The organism is Bacillus sp. REN3, from assembly GCF_017912555.1.
Classification (GTDB): Bacteria; Bacillota; Bacilli; order Bacillales; family Cytobacillaceae; genus Mesobacillus.
The window spans coordinates 1-220 of sequence record NZ_JAERSD010000095.1 but is presented as its reverse complement, the minus strand read 5'-3'; the positions used below and the strand labels follow the sequence as shown (position 1 = coordinate 220).

Annotated in this window: 1 tRNA gene; it reads left to right on the top strand. The window is 48.2% G+C overall.

Annotation, left to right across the window (positions count from 1 at the left end):
• Nucleotides 1–146: 146 nt before the first annotated feature.
• Nucleotides 147–219, top strand: a tRNA-Thr gene (locus JJQ88_RS21115).
• Nucleotide 220: the final 1 nt, after the last annotated feature.

Genomic DNA, 220 nt, shown 5'->3' with positions numbered 1-220 from the left:
GGTGTAGCTCAATTGGTAGAGCACGTCCGGATGAACTTCCTGAAAAAGCTTCAGCGTACTGATCGAGCTGCTACTTGCTTCGACTTTCCGAGATCAGGACGACCTTTCAACGTTCAGGCTGAGAACTGAATATTTTCACTCATAATGCCGGTGTAGCTCAATTGGTAGAGCAACTGACTTGTAATCAGTAGGTTGGGGGTTCAATTCCTCTCGCCGGCAC